Below are 17,224 nucleotides of genomic sequence, written 5' to 3' on the forward strand. Positions count from 1 at the left end.
GGTAATCTCCGAGAGACGGTACAGTCGTCGGCCGAGTAAGCTCCTAGCATTCGCTCACCTGGACCTTAGGATGAAGAGCCGATTATGAGGGCTCGGCAAGAATTTGCTAGGGGCTGCACAACCGGAGAGCAATATTATGTTATGTTATATGGATTGTTAGAGTAGCTTCGCCCTGTATCCGATACGGGGCAAGGTGGAGGTGAGTATATGGAGGCCCGTAAGAAGACGGCGAGAGAGGTAGAACGCCACATCGTAGCGCGGGTTGGGGACGTGCCAGAGGGGGAGCACAGGATCTTCAGCGTGGCGGGGAGGGAGATTGGTATTTTCAACGTGCGAGGTGAGTACTTTGCGCTGAGGAACCGTTGTCCTCATCTGGGCGGGCCGCTATGCGAGGGCGAGGTTCTTGGGCTCGTTTACTCGTCGAAGCCGGGCGATGTGCGGTTCGACGGCTCGAAGAGGCTCATAACCTGTCCGTGGCACGGATGGGAGTTCGACGTAAAGACCGGACAGTCGTATTTCAACCCGCGTCTCAAGGCTCGCCGGTACACCGTCGAGACGTCGGTGGGGGAGGCGTCCCGGGAACGCCAAGAGGCTGTTCCCGAGAACCCCGACGAACTGGAGCCGGGACCGTACAAGGCCGAGGTCCTCCAGGTAAAGGAAGAGGGCGAGTACCTCGTCGTAGCGATGCCCAAGTCGACGGCCGGCAGGGAAAGGGGCGCGTCGTAGCCTGGCGCAAGGCCAGCCGGGTCGAGGTAGTGCAAGAAGCGGGGAAGCGGAGGATAGATGACTACGCCGTTACTGGAAGGTAAGTCCCGACGGGAGCTCTGGTCGGGCCCGATAATAGACTGCGACGTGCACGCGAACGTGCCTTCGCTGGAGGCATTGTTCCCGTATCAGGAAGAAGTATGGGCGCAGTTCGCCAGGGATCGGGGCTGGGGCGGTCCGACGGGGGTGGACATTGCCTACCCGGCGGGCGCGCCGACGACGGCGAGGCCGGAATGGAGGTCGGAGGGTAGCGTACCGGCCTCCGACGTCGCGATGCTCAGGGAACACATCCTCGAGCCGTGGGATGTAGAGCGGGCGGTGCTCAACTGCTATTACGCGGTGGACTCGCTGCGGCACCCTGACTGGGCCGCGGCCCTGGCCCGGTCGGTGAACGACTGGGTTGTCGCCGAGTGGCTCGACAAAGATCCCAGGCTCGTGGCTTCGATGGTCGTTCCGGCGAGGGATCCCGCGGCCGCGGTGAAGGAGATAGAGCGCGTCGGGGATCATCCCCGCATCGTGCAGGTTCTGATGCCCGTCCGCTCCGAGCGGCTGTACGGACAGAGGGTCTTCTTCCCGATCTACGAGGCGATGACCCGGCGTGACCTGGTAATGGGCCTCCACTGGGGCGGTACGCCGGAGGGAGAGCCTTCGACCGGAGGGTTCCCGTCTTGGTACGCGGAGGAGTACGCCGCCGAGACCCAGAGTTACGGGGCGCAGATCACTAGCCTCATCGCCGAGGGCGTCTTCCAGCAGTTCCCGGACATGAGGGTCGCGGTGCTGGAAGGCGGGTTCACGTGGGTACCGGGCTGGGGCTGGCGCATGAACGCCGAGTGGAAAGGACTCAGGCGTGAGATCCCCTGGGTGGATCGACCACCGATGGACATAATCAGGGACCACTTCCGTTTCTCTATCGCGCCCATAGACGCCGGTCCGCCGCAGGAGATGGCGAAGATCATCAAATGGATCGGCACCGAGGACATCCTCATGTTCGCGACGGACTACCCGCACATGCACAACGACGACGTCGGAGCATTCTTGGAGCTCCTGCCAGAGTCCATGCGCCGGAAGGTGATGGCCGATACCGCCCGCGACCTGTATCGGCTGTGATCGCGTCTCTAGCCTCGTTTCGGGCTACATAAAGGTAAGAGAATCGGGCCCCGTTGACCATCGTGTCGGCGGGGCCGTTGCCCGACGCGAAGGATGTCACAGCATACGGACAAACATATTATAATGTCCAGGTATGAGATCCTTTCCTTCGCCTCTAGAGACCGACATCGCCGACGGCTACGGCAACAAGGTAGAGCGCGTCGAGCGTAAGCTCAGGGGCATGATGACCCGGGGGGAGATACTTCCGGGCGAGCATCTGAGGCAGGATCAGCTCGCGCACACGATCGGCGCGACCCGAGTGCCCGTCAGGGAGGCTTTCAAGACCCTCGTGGCGGAGGGCTTGCTCGAACACCGGAGGAACTCCGGGCACTACGTCGTGAAGTTGACGAGCCACGAGTTCCTGCAGCTGTGCTGGCTGAGAAGCGCGCTGGAGGCGCGTCTGGCTCAGCACACGCGCTGGCCGGATGACCAAGAGATGCGCCGCATAGAGGAGATCAACGCCCGGATCGAGGATCTAGGCGCCGACCCGGAGTCCGTGTTCGATGTGGTCGAGTTGGACCTCGCGTTCCACTACGAACTGTGGCAGCTATCAGATCAGAACCTTCTCGCCAGGGAGATGCTCCGCATCCGGCGTCTCATGGGACCGTACCGGGCCGCCACGGCGTACACAAAGGACGTCGTCAAGAACTCCCAGATCGTCGAGGAGCACGAGAGGATCATCCAGGCGCTGAGGGACAGGGACCTCGAAGAGTACGAGAAGGCCCTCGTCGACCACGTGGGTCTCTTGTACAGGATCGCGGACTACATGGCGGAGAAGGAAGAGGCCGGAGAGGCCTAGTACAGCCCTCTCCGGCCTTCGTTTTACTAACTTCGCTAACCGGCTATCGTCGCCGGGTTCTTCGTGAGGATGCCCCTGTTTTCGAGAAGTGGGATCTTGTACAGGTTGCTGGCGTTCTCGCCGAGGATCTTGCGGCGTGATTCCTCGGAGATCGAGGTCGAGATTGCCTCGTACGGCGAGTCGAAGTCCCAATGTGGGTAGTCGGAGGAGAACATCAGCTTCTCCTTGCCGAAGAAGTCCTCGAACATCCCGACGACGTTACTGACTTCCTTCTTGCTCTCGGGCTCGACCATCGGCTGTGTGCCGAACCAGAAGTGATCCCGCAGGTACTCGGAGGGCTTGCGCTCGAGGTGCGCGACCTCCCTCTTCATGGCCTCGTACGAAGCGTCCATGCGCCAGGCGAAAGGAACCGCCCACGCCCAGCCCTGCTCGATGAGCGCGACCTTGAGGTTCGGGAACCGCTCGAACACGCCTTCGAAGATGAGGCTCGGCGTGAACGAGAAGTTCCTTAGGGCGATGCCGCAGTGCCACTCGAAGTAGTAGCTGATGCCCCCGGACGCGGTCATCCTGCGCCCCGGGGAGGTGTGGAACGAGAACGGGACATCGTAGTGCTCGCACGCCTCGAAGACGGGCCAGTACCTCGGGTTGCCGATGAGGTGATCGGAGCGCGGCTCGGTCATCACCTGTACGTAGCGATCGCCATACGGACCCTCCTTGCAGCGCGAGATCTCCTTTACCGCCGCCCCCGGGTCCTCGATGGGTATGTTCAGCGAGGAATAGAAACGCGGGTCGTCGTCCATCCAGACTTCGGCGTGGGCGTCGTTGTACGCCCGGCACAGCTCCAGCGCGAGTTGGGCCGGGAAGTTCCCGTTTCCCTTGAGTAGCTGTATCGCGGTCGTGTCGTTGAGGATCGCACCGCTCATGTCGTACTCGTCGAGGAGCTGCCCCCGCGTGAAGCTCGGGATGTACGCCGGACGACCGCTCGGATCGAGCGCGTCCACCCGGTGCGTGAACTTGCGCTGCGGCGGGATGGTCCGCTCCGTCGAGGTGTCCCGGAAACCGAATTCCCGCACGTACTTTCGCCAGCGCGGCGAGAGGCGATCCGAGATCTCCGGATCGGTGGGGGCCAGGGTGGGGTGGACGTCCGTGTCCACGACGGCGATCCTCTCCTCCGCCTCCCTCGAACTCTCCGTCAATACGGGCTGAGCCATAAGCGAATCTCCTCCTCGTTAGAGGTCCAGCCTTACAATCGAATTCCCCTGAAGATTATAACATGTTATAGAGTGCCATCAATGTTCTGGGTGGGCCGAAACTAATCCGGCAGCAAGGCGCTTTGAATCTTCATAAATAACATGTTATGTTATACAGGGTGAAGGGGTCTTGTGGTGGCGGCGGGTACAGGAGACGGAAAACGTGAGCCAGCGGTTCTCTGATTCGGCGGATAGTGGATATGGGGGGGGCGTGGCGCCCGGCGTGCCTCGCCATCGGCCTCTGGGGCACCGGGCGGTCATCCCGCCGAGGACGTTCGGTCTTCCGGAGATGCTGCCCGGGGATGTGATGGTTCGTTTCGCGGGTATTGGCGCCACGGACGTGAGCGACGCCGTCGGGCAGCTGTACACGATGGACCATGGCATGAGGTCGCTCTACGAACCGGCCGGGAAGCTAATCGGAGAGGCGTTGACGGTGAAGGTTCCGCCCGGGGACAACTGGGCGATATACGCCGCGCTCCAGCAGGCGAGATCGGGGAGCGTGCTGGTCGTTGATTGGCGAGGATACGTCGGGGGGTGCGGGGCGGGCGTGCTCGCGCTCGTGAGGGCTATCCGGAGGGGGCTCGCCGGGGTCGTGATCGACGGAGCCTGGAGAGACGTGGCGGAGTTGCGGGCCATCGGGTTCCCCGTCTACGGGAGGGCGGTAAGCGCGTTCTCGCCGTCGAAGCGAGAGATGGGGGAGGTCAACGTTCCCGTCTGTTGCGGGGGGGTCATCGTCGAACCCGGCGACGTGATAGTCGGGGACGATGACGGGGTGGCCGTGGTCCCCAGGCGTCATGCCCGAGACGTAGCGGACGCACTCAGACCCTCGGAGCCTGTCGCGTCGATCGACGACTATCCCCCCGACGAGGAGCTCGATTCAGACGCCGTAGGGGAGATAGAGACCGCCTACCTGGATGCCTACGAGGAGCACACGCGGGCCTACCAAGAACGCGGAAGGGAGGAGTAGTGGGGCCGTTCGGCTTCGATTACAGGCTGGTCGCGCCGGAGAAGCTGTTGAGCCTGGACGACTACAGAAGGGAGGCGAAACGCAGGCTCCCGAAGATGGTCTGGAGTTACGTAGACGGCGGCGCGGACGACCACGTGACCATCAGCGACAACCGGGAAGCATTCGGTCGCTGGTCGTTCAGAACGAGGGTCCTCGCCGGCCACGCCGCGCGCGACCTTTCGGTGAAAGCCGCCGGGGTAACGCTGGACCTCCCTATCATCCTCGGTCCGACGGGGTTCGCCGGGCTGTCGTACTGGCGGGGTGACATCGCGGCTCTCAAGGCCGCCGAGCGTCATGGCACGCGGTACGCGGTCAGCACCGTTTCCTCGTGGTCCATAGAGGAGATAGCCCGAGAGTCCGGTGTGGACCACTTCTTCCAGCTCTATCCGCAGTCGGGAGAACTCGCGGCGAGCCTCATGCGGCGGGCGTGGAACGCCGGACAGAAGACGATGTTCGTGACCGTGGACGTACCGGTGAGGGGGAATCGGGAGGGGGAGCGAAAGCACGGCATGGGCATACCGCCCGTCCTGACGCCGAGGCGGCTCCTGAACGTGGCGAGGCACCCGAAGTGGGCTCTGGACGTGCTGCTGCATCAAAGGATCGGAGGCAGGAGCCTTGCGACGACCGGTGGCGTGACCGGTGCTATCGAGTCTATCGAGATCCAGTCCCGCGAGCTCATGCAGTCCACCCTCGATTGGGACGACCTCGCGTGGATGCGCGACAAGTGGAAGGGAAATCTCTACATCAAGGGCGTTCTTGACCCGGAGGATGCGACGCGGGCGGTGGACCTCGGCCTCGACGGCGTGGTCGTCTCCAACCACGGCGGCAGGCAACTCGACTTCACACCGGCGACCCTCGACGTGCTGCCGGACATCGCCGACGCCGTCGGCGATCGCGCCGAAGTCCTGATGGACGGGGGGGTTCGGAGGGGAAGCGACGTCGTCAAGGCGCTCGCGCTCGGGGCTGACGCGGTCCTGATCGGTCGTCCGTACCTCTACGGGCTCGCCGTCAACGGCGAGGACGGTGTCGCGCACGTACTCGACATCCTCAGGGAGGAGATCGACACGACGCTCGCGCTTATGGGCGTGGGCAGCGTTGCCGAGCTCGATCGGTCGTGGATCGTGCCGAGGGCATCGGCCGCGGCGCAGAGTCAGAACACGTCTGCTTTCCGGGACCAGACCGTCTAGCGACAGAAAGGATCGACCATGAGCTTTGCAAGCGAGAAACCGACGCTCCCGACGAACATCGAGAAGCTGGCGGAGGGAGTCGGATTCGCCGAGGGGCCCGTCATAACCGAGGACGGAGAGATCTTCGTCACCTCCATCGACCAGGGCCGCGTCTACCGGATAACCGGTTCTGGTGCTGAGGTCCTCGCCGACCTCGGGGGCGGCGCGAACGGCGCCGCCCTCGCCGAGGACGGGACGCTCTACGTCGCCCAGAACGGCGGCCGGTGGAGCCCCGAGGGCCCGTGGTGGGGCCCGGACTCCATCGGCGGCGTCCAGGCCGTGCGCCCCGACGGCACCTTCGAGTGGGTGAACAGGGACCCCATCGCGCCGAACGACCTCTGCTTCGGACCAGACGGCTACCTCTACGTGACAGATCCAACGAGGGCCCCGCGCGCCGCGGACGGCCGCATCTGGCGGGTCGATCCCGCCTCCGGAGAGGCCGAGTTGCTCGTATCCGTGCCCTGGTTCCCGAACGGCATCGGGTTCGGCCCCGACGACGCGCTCTACCTGGCCTCGACGTGGGATTCCCGAATTATCCGCTTCTCGCTAGACGAGGGCAAACCCGTCGATCCCCAGACCGTCGTACAGATGGAGTACGGACACCCCGACGGGTTCGCGTTCGACGTCGAGGGGAACCTGCTCATAGGCGCCATCTCCGATGACGACGACACGCCCGGCGACATACAGATCTGGGACCCCTCCGGTACGTTGGTGGACGTCCTGGAGCCGGGTCCCGGCAGCAAGTACACGAACGTCGCGTTGACCCCGGATCGCAAGCTGATCATAGCCGCCTCGTCGCTCGGCCAGGTGCTCAGCATCGAGGACTGGCCGACCGCCGGGCTACCCCTCCACCCGTTCCGGTCGTGACCCCGATGCGGGTAGCCGCCGACACAGGTGAGCAGAACAGAAGAAACGGTAGGCAACCGCTTCACCGAAAGGAGTAGGAAGCGAGATGAGCACATCCTACGATCCCGCGACCGCGAGTTCCGGAACCGGTCAGGAGACCGGTTCCAGGCGGCGCGTGGTGATCTCGACATACATCGGCACGGTCATCGAGTGGTACGACTTCTACCTCTACGGCGCGGCCGCCGCCCTCGTCTTCAACGTCTTGTTCTTCCCCGAGTTCAGCCCTCTGGCCGGCACGCTCGCCTCCTTCGCCACGCTCGGCGCGGGCTTCCTCGCGCGTCCGATAGGAGGGATCGTGTGGGGACACTTCGGTGACCGCTTTGGCCGGAAGAGGATGCTGGTGGCGAGCATCGTGATCATGGGGGTGGCGACCACGCTGGTCGGCCTGTTGCCGACTTACGCCCAAATCGGTGTCTGGGCGCCGGTACTGCTGGTGTCCATACGGATCGTGCAGGGCATCTCGGCCGGCGGCGAGTGGGGCGGCGCCGCCCTGATGGCCCTGGAACATGCCCCAACCCGCCGGCGCGGGTTGTGGAGCAGCGTGGCCCAGGTAGGCGTGGGCAGCGGAATAGTGCTGTCAACGCTGGTCTTCTCCCTGTTTACGAGGATGCCCGAGGGGGCGTTCATGTCCTGGGGCTGGAGGGTCCCTTTCCTCCTCGCGTTTCCTCTGGTCGCGCTCGGGCTGTACATACGGCTCAAGGTCGAGGAGAGCCCAATCTTCCAGGAGGCGCAACGCCGCGGCGAAGACCGGGCGGACGAAGCCGGGGTGCCCATCGTGGAGCTGCTGCGCCACCAGTGGCGCAGCGTCCTGATAGCCATTATGCTCGTGATCGGGCCGTTCGCGGCGAGCGCCGTGTTCATTACCTTCGGCCTCAGCTACGCCGCCCAGGTCGGCTTCGACAGCACGACCGCGACCGGTGCCCTGGTGGTTGCCGCCACGGTCTCGGTAATCGGCGGGATTCTGTCCGCCGCCGCGTCTGACTATTTGGGCCGACGACCTGTGTTCATGACCGGGGCCGCGCTGCTGGCCGTCATGTCGTTCGTGGTTTTCTCTGCGTACAATACCGGCTCGACAGTACTCCTGTTCCTGGGGTTGAGCATCACGTACGGAACCCATTCCGTGATGTACGGCCCGTTGGCCGCATTTCTCTCGGAACTGTTCGCAACCACCACCCGGTACACGGGTGCGTCCGTCGGCTACCAGGTGGCCGGGGCCCTCGGCGGCGGATTCGCACCTGCCATTGCAGTCATCCTGCTCGGTGCCGCGGGCGGACCCCCGAACACCCTGTACGTCTCTCTGTTTATGGCCGCTTGCTGCGCGGCAAGCTTCGTGGCCGCGTATCTAAGTCGGGAAACGTATCGACTGGACTTGACGAAGGTGTCGAAGAGTTAGTTGTGGCGGCGGAGCCGCAGGCAACCGCTCCGGGGGCGAAGCCTCGGGACGGGTTCGCTCCGTCCGCGAGAGACGCCCCGAAGAGCGTCTCCCTGCGCCACGAGGTGGAAGGAGAGGGCGAGACCGTTCTTCTCCTCCATCCCGTCGGCCTGGATCTCACCTGGTGCGGCCCACTGGCGGAGCGGCTACGCCCGCACTTCCGCGTCCTGCGCGTCGACCTGCGAGGCCACGGGGGTTCGCCCGTGCCGCCCGGACCCTGGCGCATAGAGGACCTCGCCGCCGACGTACACGCCCTGCTCGGCGCCACGCGCCTGGGCCCGGCGCACGTCGTCGGTCTCCTGTTGGGCGGCATGGTCGCCCAGGTCCTCGCCATCGACCACCCGGACGACGTCCGTTCTCTCGTGCTGTCGGGCACCGCATGCACCTTCGCCCCCTCGGTACGAGAAGCCCTCGCCGCCCGGGGAGCCGCCGCCGAAGACTGCGGGATGCAGGCCGTCGTCCGGCCCACGCTCGAACGCTGGTTCACGCCCGGCTTCTTGGGCTCCGAGTTGGTCGAACGGTGCCGACAACGCCTCCTTTCGGACAACGTCGCCGGCTGGGCAGCGACCTGGCGCGCCATCTCCGTCTTCGACGCGCTCCCCAGGCTGCGCGAGATCTCCGTCCCCTCCCTCGTGGCTGCCGGCAGCGTCGACACGAGCACCCCGCCCGAGGTCGCCCGAACCATCGCCGAAGCCATCCCAGGCGCCACCCTCCATACCATGCCCGGTGCCCCGCACATGGCGCCCTTCGAACGCCCCGACCTCTTTGACCCGCTCGTCCTCACTTTCTTGCGAGGACTGAAAACACGGCCCCTCTAACGTGGCCGGGCTCGAGGGAAACGCCAACAGTGTTCCCGATCGTCGCCACAGCGGCGACACCGGTTCTCCCATTCGGCGAGGGTAGGATCCGCGAACGCCCGTCTCCGAGACGGACCAGCCGCATGCGTGGCGCCAGATGCGTCTGGCGCGGAGAACGATTCATGCCGTCTGGAGTAGGGTTGCCAAGGTCTGGCCGGGCAAACCTCACGCCGTAGGTTCGAATATCGAGTCAGGGTCAACGCCGGACGGTGGATGGTGCCGCGCTGGGACGCTTGTTTCAGTATCCGGCCCAGGAGTAAAACAAGAGGCATCGAATCGGGCACTTGTTTCACTCAAGAGCGACAACAAGAGCGGCGGACCTCGATCTGCTGGTGGGACCAAGACACGTTCCCTTGCTGACGCGACGGTGAGACGGCGCGGTTAATGGCGGATCTCCTCTTCCCGTCGAAATCGGTCTCCGACGGGACCGATTAACCGTCAAAGCCCTTTCGGGGCCGAACCGGAGCAGAAAGAAATCCCCCGTAATCTGCGTAGGTGTGGGGGATTCGGCGGCGCGCTCGGCAGGACTCGAACCTGCGACCTCCTGATTCGTAGCGAGCGGCTCCGGGGGCTCACTGAACCCCACCGGGTCCCGTTTGGCCCCCGTTTACGGGCCCTTCGCCCTGATCCAAGCGTCGTCAAGTCTTCATAAACCCCGTGGGCCCCCACCCATAAGTGGTAGCGTAAGTGGTAGATTGACGGTCGCGGCCGGGCCTCCAATGCGCCTAAGTCCGAATCGCTCAGTCCTGGTTCGAATCCTGCGAATGCGCAGAGTTTGAGGTTTGTGCAAAATAGACCTATGAAACTACGCATTCAACTCTACCGACTGGATAGGTGCGGCTTCTACCGCAGGGGACGACAGGACGCCGACTTCGGGAGCATACAGGAATGGTACATGGATTTCCTCGGGTGGCTCGAGCCGAAGAGGCTAGCAGGTGTGCCACTGCCACATACCAGCACGTTGGCAGAAGAGAGGAACGATGTTCCGTTGGACATATATTGCGTCGGCGTGACGGAAGACGGGCGAGGAAATTTCGGAGTGTCGTTGTTCAGCAGGAGCCTCGGTGAAGAAGAGGGCGGAACGGTCATGGCGCCCGACGCGTCTCTAGGTAACCCCACGTTCCTGAGCAACGAGCTAAGGCCGGGGGCGATACCCGGATGGCTCAGCTACTTCTGGGTGGTGCCCGCCGAGAACATAGTCGTGGCCCTCATGCCCGCGAGAGCGGTCGCCAGCATCGATTCTTTCCGTGAGTACTTCCTCGGCTACCTGCGGAGCGAGAGCGAGTACCTGGACGAGATGTACCAAAAGGTCGATGTGGCCACGGGGACGAGCAAACCTGTATACAGGTACAAGAATCGTCGGGGAGAATATGCTCATGGGGTGTTCCCCAGCCTGCAAGTCTCTCAAGAAGTGAGCAACGCGGGCCAGATAAACAGCATCAAGAACAGCTGGCGAGAGATCAGAAGTTTCATAATGCGCACCGAGACACTGTACCTGGCCGAGGAGGACAAGGGCGAGGGGGTTGTCAACAAACTGCTGGATAGCTCGCTGTTCAAGCCGAAGGAAGAGACGCAGTCAAACCAGAGCCCGCCGTGATGCAGCTGAAGGTGAAATGGCACCCACAAAGCAGGGAAGAGGTCGAACAGGTCGTAGACGATTGGATGTCCGAACCGCGAACGGAGAACTCCTGGGCGGGCGTCATGTACAAGAACGACGGCAGTCAGCACAAGTTCGACGTCGCCAAGTGCAGGGATACGGTGAACGTGCAGGGCGGCACGCTCCCCCAATCCAGGTGGAGCGAAGAGGACCTGAGAAGGGGGTGGGAATTGGTGAGTGAGCGGGTAGAACAATTGATACGGCAAGCCAAAGAATCCAGGACACCGGACGCTGAAACCGAGTAGGGGAAAGACGGCAGGACTCATAGTATTCACCAGCATCGTTTTCGGTGTCGGGGCTTTTTGGAACGCGGATCTTCCCTTTATCGAGAGCACGACCAACGCCCTCGTGACCATCGCGGCCGTCGTGTTCGGTATCCTCGGAATATGGATCACCGCACTCAATCCTTTGAAGGTTTTCCGTTCGGATGCGCCAACGGGGGAAAGCGAACAGGAGCTTATCAACGACCTTCAACCCTTCTTTATAGTGTCGCTATTCGCTTTCTCCGCGGTGGTAGTACTGAGGCTACTTGTTTTCGTGATCCCACCAACGGCCGACTCGGTCGGCATGTTGGTGGAGGCTCTTGTTGAGCGAGCGAACGGCGGCAAAGATTACGTCTTCGAGTTTCCCGCGGCTCTCGGTACAGCAGCGAAGGTTCTTGCCGGAGTGGTAACGGTGTTCTTGTTCTTGGTCGAAGCTGTTTTGGTTATCGTGAACCTCAAGCCTCTGTTCGAAGCCAACAAAGAACAGGTCAATCAGAACATAGAACGGAGCAAGGGCTCCAACAAGCGCAAGTGAAAGCTTTTTATTCCGTGTGCATAGTTCGTGTGTGGGCAGGTCTACGCCTACGTTGCGAACGTCGGACTAAGGACGGCGCTTCTGGTGCCTTGGGCGACCACGCAGGGTAATCGCGAACCTGCCACTCGCACACCTTGGTGGTGACACAGTCCGGAGGAATGCCGGGAAGCAGAGCAGAGGCACGACTCTATGCGCGGGTTTAGTCCTGCGCCATCTCATCCAGGTTATTACCGGCCTTACCGTCGGGGTTGGTACGAAGGTACTCGCCACCGTCCTTCTTTTTGACCGCGTGGGCGTTCTCCAATCCGCCCCGCTTGGCCATCTCGATTGCCCTCTCCACGGGAGTGAAGTTTTGGTTGCCTTTGAGCTTGACGTGACTGATGTTGCCGTCGCGGTCTTGTCTCGCGTCGGTGACCTTCCTTTTGGCCATTCGGCCTCCCTTCCGCGTGTGCCGTCGTCTCACGACCACTATAACGCCGAAGATTCACACGGGACAGGGTCACCAGGGACTCCACCGACAAGCGATAATCGTTGGGAAGAAAGGTCTTGTCGACGATTAGTCCAGGGTTCCGTGGACTCTGTTTGGCTTAGTTTGCGCCTCTTGCTCGGCAACGATACCGTTGGATCCTTCGAATCTCCAGGGATTGGTACACATAAGTGATAGCGTAAGTGGAAATGAAGTGTCCCCGGGATGGCAAGGTCTCAGAGGTCGTAGGATGGACGACGATGGTCGCGTTCTTCTGGGAGGTGGACCGTGGCGAACGAGGGAGACACCGGCAGTGCTTTCCGCTTCGAGACGACCTTGAAGCCGGGCGAGGATCCTAAAGATGCCGAGACCCGTTGGTACCGGTGGGACAAGGAAGAGAAGCGGTGGGAGTTCTACGGCAACGAGATGCCGCCCTGGGACGAGCTCTCCGAAGGCGCCAAAGGCACCCTCTCTCGGGTGTACGATCTCATCTTCAGGGGTCTCTACGAAAAGGAGCGGGGCGAGGCCATAGGGCGGGGCATGAGCCCCGAAGAGCTTCCGGAATCACCCGAGACCATACTGGAGGTCCTCTACTACCTGGACAAGGCTACGAAGCACCAGGCCGAAGATTAGAAGCCCCCGTTGTTCTTCAGCACTCCGTCTCACGGATGAGCCCTTGAAGGGTAGGCCCGTCTCCGCTGTGCAAGACCACCCCGACGCGCCGCCGCTCGGATCTTTGCGCAACCGGCGTAGAACAAGGGCAGAATTATTCAACTCGAAGGGTATATTGTAGAATAAGCGGCGCGATGCACGAGGGAGATTTTTCGTCCGGGAAGCCAGGCAGGCTGGTGTCAGTCGGTGGAGTGGGGAAGGCCTTCGTGCCCGATCCTCTCCCCCCGACGCTGGGCTTCGGCTCCCGGCTGGTCCGGGCGCTCTCCGAGGCAGACAGGGCCCTCGGCGAGTTGGCCGGCCTGGGTCGTACCCTGCCGAACCCTTACCTGCTCACCCGGCCCTTCTCGAGGCGCGAGGCGGTCCTCTCCTCCAGGATAGAGGGCACCCAAGCTTCTCTGGTGGACCTGTACGCCTTCGAGGCCGAGCCCCCGCTCTTCGGCGCGCTCGAGCGTCGGAGCGACGTGCGGGAGGTGCAGAACTACGTGCGGGCCCTGGAGCACGGCCTGGAACGCCTGAAGGAGCTGCCGATCTCCCAGCGCCTCTTGCGGGAGATGCACGCCGTCCTTATGGAGGGGGTACGGGGGGCGCAGCGCGACCCGGGGGAGTTCCGCCGCGTGCAGAACTGGATCGGTCCCCGGGAGCAGGCGCGGGGAGGCCACCTTCGTGCCCCCGCCGCCCGGCGAGATCTCTGAGGCTGTGGGCATGCTGGAGCGGTACGTCCACGAGGACGCCGGGTTACCGCCGTTGGTGGACATCGCCCTCGTCCACTACCAGTTCGAGGCCATCCACCCCTTCCTCGACGGCAACGGCCGCATAGGCCGCCTGCTCATAACCCTCATGCTCATCGAGCGCGACCTGCTCCCCGAGCCGCTCCTGTACCTGAGCGCCTACTTCGAGCGACACCGCGAAACCTACTACGACCGCCTGCTCGCCGTCAGCCGGGAGGGAGCGTGGGAGGAATGGCTGCTGTTCTTCCTGAGGGGCGTCCTCACGGAGGCGCGCGACGCGGCCCGCCGGGCGGGGACGCTCTTCGACCTGCGCGAGGCCTACCGGGAACGGTTCCGTAGGGAGGGGGGAGGCGCCAACCTGCTCGCCGCCGTGGAGCACCTCTTCGCCCGACCCGTTACCGACATCCGCGAGATCGAGGGGTCCCTGAACGTCTCCTTCGAGGCCGCGCGCAGGCTGGTGAACCGCCTCGAAGGGGAAGGCGCCCTCGAAGAGATCACCGGGCGGCGTCGTAACCGGGTGTACGCGGCCCGGGAGATCGTGCGTATCCTGCAAGGGCCGCTCGGCGAGTAGTGATGCGGCGAAGGCGCGGGTGAGAGAGCGCGAACGTTGACTTGCCACCGGGGTGCTCACTTCGTATCCGCCACTATCGCTCTCTGTCTCTGGCTTTACTTGGTGTCCGCTACCCGCTCCGCCTCGAGACCCTTCTCCCACAACTCGCCGTCGGCCACGACGGTGCGGTAGTCACGCGGCACGGGCGTCTCGCTTTCGACGACCACCTCCTGCACCAGGATCGTCTCGCCCCTGGTCGCGAAGCGGACCAAGGCCAGCGGCAGGGGAAGAGGTTTGCTGAGCCACCGCAGGTCCGCCAGCTCCTTCAGCCCGGGACCATCCTTGCCGAGCAGCCACCTGCGAGCACCCGTGCCCGGTCGTCCCGGCTCCGGCCGCACCAGCTTCGTGATTAGGGCCTCTTCCAAAACGAGCCTACGCACCTCATCTCGGCGCACGCCCAGAAAGTCGTACAGCGTCGGGCTCGTCGTCCACCTGCGCCACTCCGGCGGCCTGCCGAAGCCGGTCTGCTCGGGCCACGCCTCGCTCGGGATGAGCCACTGCCTGCCCACCTTGACCGCCCCCGGTATCCGCCTCGCTATGCACAGTCTTCTCACTTGACTGTCGTCCACCCCGAACCTCATGGCTGCCTCCTGGGTCGTCTCGTAGCCCGGTATTCCGGTCATCAAACCGCCTTCTTATCCCGCCACTGCGCTGTAGTATTTACTGGCAAGCTCTCGACTTCTGAGCTGGTGACGTCGATTCACACAGCCCGCAGGTTTCTATAGATCGACGTGTTTCCCCCTTGGGTGTAGCGGGACGCTGTCCCTGCCCTGAGAAGCCGTTCGGTGTTGGGATCCTCCGCCTCTGACCTTGGCTGGTCGAGTGCGCCGTGTGTTTCCAGACGGTAGCCGAGCTCTAATGAATCCACGCCTCTTATATACACGTGAACGTGTATAAGTGCAAGGGCTGAAGGAGCCGGGATGCCGAGCTCGCTCAGGGACCTAGGGGAGGATAGGGCGTTCGCGTTCCTGCAAGGACAAGTACTCTTGGCCCCGCGAAGGTGAAGTGTCGTCGGATCCTTCTGTCCGTTAACATAATTGGGTGCTTTAAGATTAGGTTTTGTTGCAGAGTTCATAGGATGGGGAAACGCGATGGGGACGCGGCTGTGTAAAGTGGCGGTTAGCCTTTGCGGGAGTTGCGAGGCGGTCTAGGCTCGCGATGTTTACTTAGTCCGTTGGCCCAAGGAGCCGGAGGAGCGTCACTTTGGCATACGAGTCCATAAAGATCCGCGAGGTTGTCGACCGCGCCGTCAACCATACTTGGAGTATCCCGGAGTTCCAACGCGGGTTCGTGTGGAAGTCGACCCAAGTCCGTGATCTCGCCGAGTCTTTGTGGCTCGACTACCCGATAGGCAGTTTGCTAGTGTGGAACAGCCAACAAGAGGTCGAGGCGCGCGCCGGGCAGGACGCGCAAAGTCCGGCGCTGTGGGTCGTGGACGGCCAACAAAGGGCGACGGCCCTCAGCATACTTTTCGGCCGCAAACCTTACTGGTGGGATAGCGCAAGTGAGTGGGAGAAGACCCTCACCAAGTACGACCTACGGTTCGACATCGACGCTAAAGAACCGCCGTACTTTCGGGTGGCCAACGCTGCGATCCGAAGGGCAAAGGGCGACCGGTACATACCGCTGCGCAATCTTCTGGTGCTCGACACGCAAAAAGAAAAAGATCAGCAGAAACTGCAAGCTCTGGCCAAAGAGATTAAGCACCAGGGGCTCTGTGACGGCATGGACGCTATGGAGGTGTTCACGCGTATCGATCGTATCCGCAAGATCCGCGATAAGGAAGTGGTGACGATCTCTGTGGACCACGAGCTTGAGGACGTCGTCGAGATCTTTTCTCGCCTCAACAGCAGGGGCACGCGGGTAACGGAGGCGGACATCTACCTGGGTGTCGTGGCGGCGAGGACTCCGGGATGGGTACGCGGGACGTTCTTGCCTTACAGGGACAGTCTCGCGGACGCGGGCTTCGATCTGAGCCCCAACCTCCTCTTCAGGAGCTTGACGGGGGTCGGGGCCAAGAAGGTGAAGTTCAAAGAGATCCCGAACGCCTTCTGGGACCAGAGCAACATTCATCCCTATTGGGGCCGCACGAAGCAGGCGTGGAACGAACTGATCCTTCAGTTCAGGAAGTTCGGCGTCTTGAGTAACACCCCGATGCCTACCCAGGCGGCGCTGGTGACCATGATCGCGCTGCTCGACAAGTTCCCCGGCAAGTCCTTCGAGCCCGCCCTCTACTGGTTCCTCCAAGCCTCCCGGTGGGGGAGGTACAGCGGGTCGGGAGCGACGGCTTTGGAAGAAGACCTTCGGGACGTCCAAGAGGCCGATTCGCTGCACGCGGCAGCACAACGCTTACTGAATCGCTTGCCCCACGAGCGCCCCTTGGAGGCGGAGGACTTTCTTCGCGACTACGGCGACTGGCGGTTCGGGCGCTTCCTTTTGTACTTGCTCGTCTACCGCAACGAGGCCCAGGATTGGGACCAAGCCGGTCACCGCATCGGCTTCGAGGGACTGGAGGTGCTCGCCGACTTCCGACCCCAGTGGCACCACGTCTTTCCGAGAAAGTTCTTGGAGGGCAAAGCGGCGGGGGAGAAGATCGACGCCCTGGCCAACATAGCGGTGATCGGGCCCAGCATCAACATCCGCATCAGCGCTAAAGATCCGATGGACTATATCGAACGGTACGGCATTGCCAAGGAAAAGCTGGTCCAGCAGTTCATCGATCCGAGCATATCAGGTACCCATGCCGCGGCATATGAGGCCTGGCTGAAGGAGCGAGCCGACAAACTAGCCCAGGCGGGTAACGCCTTCTTGAGTGAACTCAAGGAGTCCTAACGGTGGACGCGGGGGATTCGACAAGTATGAGATTGCCGTTCACTTCTTCTTCGGTACGGTTCTCATACATCGCG

At 62.8% G+C, this 17,224-nt stretch carries 18 protein-coding genes; 15 read left to right on the top strand and 3 right to left on the bottom strand.

Annotation, left to right across the window (positions count from 1 at the left end; genetic code table 11):
- Positions 1 to 207 precede the first annotated feature (207 nt).
- The 3 genes from GBA63_RS02215 to GBA63_RS02225 all read left to right on the top strand — a co-directional run bounded on the left by GBA63_RS02215 (position 208) and on the right by GBA63_RS02225 (position 2,710).
- The gene (locus GBA63_RS02215; RefSeq protein ID WP_166173065.1) at positions 208 to 726 is read left to right on the top strand and encodes a Rieske (2Fe-2S) protein; all 519 of its coding nucleotides are present in this window, start codon (positions 208 to 210) and stop codon (positions 724 to 726) included.
- Between the two features lie 57 nt (positions 727 to 783).
- Entirely contained in the window at positions 784 to 1,872 is a 1,089-nt protein-coding gene (locus GBA63_RS02220) for an amidohydrolase family protein (protein WP_166173067.1), read from the top strand.
- 133 nt (positions 1,873 to 2,005) lie between these two features.
- On the top strand, positions 2,006 to 2,710 hold the full coding sequence (locus GBA63_RS02225) for a GntR family transcriptional regulator (protein WP_166173069.1): 705 nt from the start codon (positions 2,006 to 2,008) through the stop codon (positions 2,708 to 2,710).
- A gap of 35 nt (positions 2,711 to 2,745) precedes the next feature.
- Here the strand turns inward: GBA63_RS02225 and GBA63_RS02230 are convergent, their stop codons facing one another.
- On the bottom strand, positions 2,746 to 3,921 hold the full coding sequence (locus GBA63_RS02230; protein ID WP_166173071.1) for an amidohydrolase family protein: 1,176 nt from the start codon (positions 3,919 to 3,921) through the stop codon (positions 2,746 to 2,748).
- 346 nt (positions 3,922 to 4,267) lie between these two features.
- Between GBA63_RS02230 and GBA63_RS02235 the strand changes: the two genes are divergently transcribed.
- From GBA63_RS02235 to GBA63_RS02270, 8 genes are all read left to right on the top strand, one after another.
- Positions 4,268 to 4,927 (top strand): RraA family protein, encoded by a 660-nt coding sequence (locus GBA63_RS02235; RefSeq protein ID WP_228282437.1) that lies wholly within the window; start codon positions 4,268 to 4,270, stop codon positions 4,925 to 4,927.
- Positions 4,927 to 6,153 carry an alpha-hydroxy acid oxidase gene (locus tag GBA63_RS02240; RefSeq protein ID WP_166173075.1) on the top strand — a complete coding sequence of 409 codons (1,227 nt, stop codon included), beginning with the start codon at positions 4,927 to 4,929 and terminating at the stop codon, positions 6,151 to 6,153. The genes GBA63_RS02235 and GBA63_RS02240 overlap by 1 nt, the downstream gene beginning before the upstream one ends.
- An 18-nt stretch (positions 6,154 to 6,171) precedes the next feature.
- A complete protein-coding gene (locus GBA63_RS02245; RefSeq protein ID WP_166173077.1) occupies positions 6,172 to 7,059 on the top strand; it encodes an SMP-30/gluconolactonase/LRE family protein in 888 nt (295 codons plus the stop codon).
- A gap of 85 nt (positions 7,060 to 7,144) precedes the next feature.
- Positions 7,145 to 8,491, top strand: a complete 1,347-nt coding sequence (locus GBA63_RS02250; protein ID WP_166173079.1) for an MFS transporter — start codon at positions 7,145 to 7,147, stop codon at positions 8,489 to 8,491.
- A gap of 2 nt (positions 8,492 to 8,493) precedes the next feature.
- Positions 8,494 to 9,348, top strand: a complete 855-nt coding sequence (locus GBA63_RS02255; protein WP_166173081.1) for an alpha/beta fold hydrolase — start codon at positions 8,494 to 8,496, stop codon at positions 9,346 to 9,348.
- Positions 9,349 to 10,186: 838 nt separating this feature from the next.
- Positions 10,187 to 10,984 carry a hypothetical protein gene (locus GBA63_RS02260; protein WP_166173083.1) on the top strand — a complete coding sequence of 266 codons (798 nt, stop codon included), beginning with the start codon at positions 10,187 to 10,189 and terminating at the stop codon, positions 10,982 to 10,984.
- A complete protein-coding gene (locus GBA63_RS02265; protein ID WP_166173085.1) occupies positions 10,981 to 11,289 on the top strand; it encodes a hypothetical protein in 309 nt (102 codons plus the stop codon). Before GBA63_RS02260 ends, GBA63_RS02265 begins: the two co-directional genes overlap by 4 nt.
- Positions 11,290 to 11,392: 103 nt before the next feature.
- A complete protein-coding gene (locus GBA63_RS02270; RefSeq protein ID WP_166173087.1) occupies positions 11,393 to 11,842 on the top strand; it encodes a hypothetical protein in 450 nt (149 codons plus the stop codon).
- 199 nt (positions 11,843 to 12,041) lie between these two features.
- Here GBA63_RS02270 and GBA63_RS02275 read toward each other — a convergent pair whose 3' ends face one another.
- Positions 12,042 to 12,272, bottom strand: a complete 231-nt coding sequence (locus GBA63_RS02275; RefSeq protein WP_166173089.1) for a DUF3892 domain-containing protein — start codon at positions 12,270 to 12,272, stop codon at positions 12,042 to 12,044.
- Positions 12,273 to 12,596: 324 nt separating this feature from the next.
- Between GBA63_RS02275 and GBA63_RS02280 the strand changes: the two genes are divergently transcribed.
- The 3 genes from GBA63_RS02280 to GBA63_RS23065 all read left to right on the top strand — a co-directional run bounded on the left by GBA63_RS02280 (position 12,597) and on the right by GBA63_RS23065 (position 14,279).
- The gene (locus GBA63_RS02280) at positions 12,597 to 12,941 is read left to right on the top strand and encodes a hypothetical protein (RefSeq protein ID WP_166173091.1); all 345 of its coding nucleotides are present in this window, start codon (positions 12,597 to 12,599) and stop codon (positions 12,939 to 12,941) included.
- A 245-nt stretch (positions 12,942 to 13,186) separates the two neighbouring features.
- The gene (locus GBA63_RS23060) at positions 13,187 to 13,672 is read left to right on the top strand and encodes a Fic/DOC family N-terminal domain-containing protein (protein WP_207957034.1); all 486 of its coding nucleotides are present in this window, start codon (positions 13,187 to 13,189) and stop codon (positions 13,670 to 13,672) included.
- Positions 13,644 to 14,279: a Fic family protein gene (locus GBA63_RS23065; RefSeq protein WP_207957035.1), complete on the top strand. Its 636-nt coding sequence runs from the start codon at positions 13,644 to 13,646 to the stop codon at positions 14,277 to 14,279. Before GBA63_RS23060 ends, GBA63_RS23065 begins: the two co-directional genes overlap by 29 nt.
- Positions 14,280 to 14,374: 95 nt before the next feature.
- On the opposite strand, the gene GBA63_RS02290 is transcribed toward GBA63_RS23065, so the two are convergent.
- Positions 14,375 to 14,941 (bottom strand): helix-turn-helix domain-containing protein, encoded by a 567-nt coding sequence (locus GBA63_RS02290; protein WP_166173093.1) that lies wholly within the window; start codon positions 14,939 to 14,941, stop codon positions 14,375 to 14,377.
- A gap of 580 nt (positions 14,942 to 15,521) precedes the next feature.
- On the opposite strand from GBA63_RS02290, the gene GBA63_RS02295 reads away from it, so the two are divergent.
- Positions 15,522 to 17,150 carry a GmrSD restriction endonuclease domain-containing protein gene (locus GBA63_RS02295; protein WP_166173095.1) on the top strand — a complete coding sequence of 543 codons (1,629 nt, stop codon included), beginning with the start codon at positions 15,522 to 15,524 and terminating at the stop codon, positions 17,148 to 17,150.
- Positions 17,151 to 17,224 lie beyond the last annotated feature (74 nt).

The sequence above is a fragment of the Rubrobacter tropicus genome (genome assembly GCF_011492945.1).
GTDB lineage: Bacteria > Actinomycetota > Rubrobacteria > Rubrobacterales > Rubrobacteraceae > Rubrobacter_D > Rubrobacter_D tropicus.